This is a genomic window from Candidatus Magnetaquicoccus inordinatus, from assembly GCF_004217665.1.
Taxonomy (GTDB): Bacteria; Pseudomonadota; Magnetococcia; order Magnetococcales; family Magnetaquicoccaceae; genus Magnetaquicoccus; species Magnetaquicoccus inordinatus.
Genome location: NZ_RXIU01000402.1, coordinates 1 through 1,606 on the forward strand (window position 1 = coordinate 1; position 1,606 = coordinate 1,606).

The window sequence follows — 1,606 nt, forward strand, 5'->3', positions numbered from 1 at the left end:
GCTGCCAGCGCTTTCGGCGTACATCTCGATCCAGAAAAATTTCAAGCCTTTGCCAATATCGGCCAAATGGTTGCCGGGGGGTTGCTGGCGGTCAGCAAAGATCCCGGCAGCCGACAACCCGCACTATCGACGGATAAAACCCATGTCTGAATTCAATTTTACGCAAGAAGTATTGCTCTCTATGGAGCGTATAGAAGCCAAGCTGGAAGAAGTCAGCAAAAACCAGCAAGAGATGCGCGAAGACTCCAAAAGGCTGGAAACGCGCCTGCGCAAAGTGGAGCAGAAAACCAACCTGATTGGCGCAATCGGAGGCACAGGCGCGGCAGCAGTCGTCGCCCTGTCCATGGACTACATCAAAAAAACTCTTGGTTTGTGATGGCCAAAACCGCACACCTGCCAGAAGCCAGGACACGCTATGTTCTGCAAGGAATGAGCCCAGAAGAGATTGCGGCAGAGCTGCCGGTCTCGGCAGCCACTGTGCGCCGCTGGCTGACTCAGGCCAAGGCGAATGGTGACGACTGGGACAAGGCGCGCAGCACTACCCTGTTGAGTACGGGTGGGGTGGATGCCGTCAATCACGCCATGCTGCAACTGCTCTCCTCCACCATCCTGCGCGCTCAGGCTTTGCTGACAACAGCCATGGAGAGCGACAACCCCGCCGACACCATCAAACTGATCGAGGTGATTCGTGGCCTCTCCGATGCCCATATCAAAACCATCAACGCCACCCAGCGCGGCTCGCCAGAGATCAACCGGGCGGCGATGATTCAGGATTTTGCCCTGGCGCTAGACGCCTTTATTTTGCGCGAATTCCCGGATGACATCAGGGTTTTTCGGCGCATCATCCCCGATTTTGGCCGGGAACTGATGCGTGTCTACGGCACCGCCACGGTCATCCTAAACAACAAAATGTGGGAGTCGGCCCGATTCCGGGCCATTATCCGCTGGCCTGACCATCTGGATCTCTGGGAAACCTGGGAGCGGATCTTCAAGCAGGAAGGAGAGGAAGCGGCACTCTTCTTTTACAGGGCCAATCGCGCCCGCATGGATGCCGGAGCAGAGGTTTCCTGGCCAGAGGTGCGACCACTGCAGGCGCTGATGATCATCCGTGCCCGCAATGGCCGCAACGCCTTTGACTCGGAAATGCAAAACGAGCCGCTCTCTGAGAATGCAATTTTTACAGATCTGTCGTTCTGGAACGAACCGAAAAAACGGTGGATCTATTTTGGCGCCGTGGATCCGTCCTTGGGCAAATCGGGCGGACGTGGCGACCCGTCAGCCATCCTGGTCGCCGGTTTGGATCGCGAAACCGGCATCCTGGATGTGGTCGAGGCAGATATTCGCATTCGCAAGCCGGATCGCATCATCCGCGATGTGATCGACCTCCAGAAAAAGTACCAGTGCCGACTGTGGGCGGTGGAAGCTATACAGTTTCAAGAGTTTTTCAAGGATGAGCTGGTCAAGCAGTCTGCCGCCCAGGGCGTGCCTGTGCCCGCAGAAAGCGTCAACCCGAGCAGCGACAAGGAGCTGCGCATCACCTCCCTGCAACCCCATATTGCCAACGGCTTGATCCGTTTCCACCAGTCCCAATCGACACTGATTGAGC

General features: G+C 56.7%; 2 protein-coding genes. Both read left to right on the plus strand.

The features are described from left to right. The first annotated feature begins 142 nt into the window (after nucleotides 1-142). Nucleotides 143-376: a hypothetical protein gene (locus EJP87_RS16025; RefSeq protein ID WP_130472851.1), complete on the plus strand. Its 234-nt coding sequence runs from the start codon at nucleotides 143-145 to the stop codon at nucleotides 374-376. Next, nucleotides 376-1,606: phage terminase large subunit (terL, locus tag EJP87_RS16030; protein ID WP_130472852.1), on the plus strand; the 1,231-nt coding region annotated here is incomplete at its 3' end. The genes EJP87_RS16025 and terL, both read left to right, overlap by 1 nt.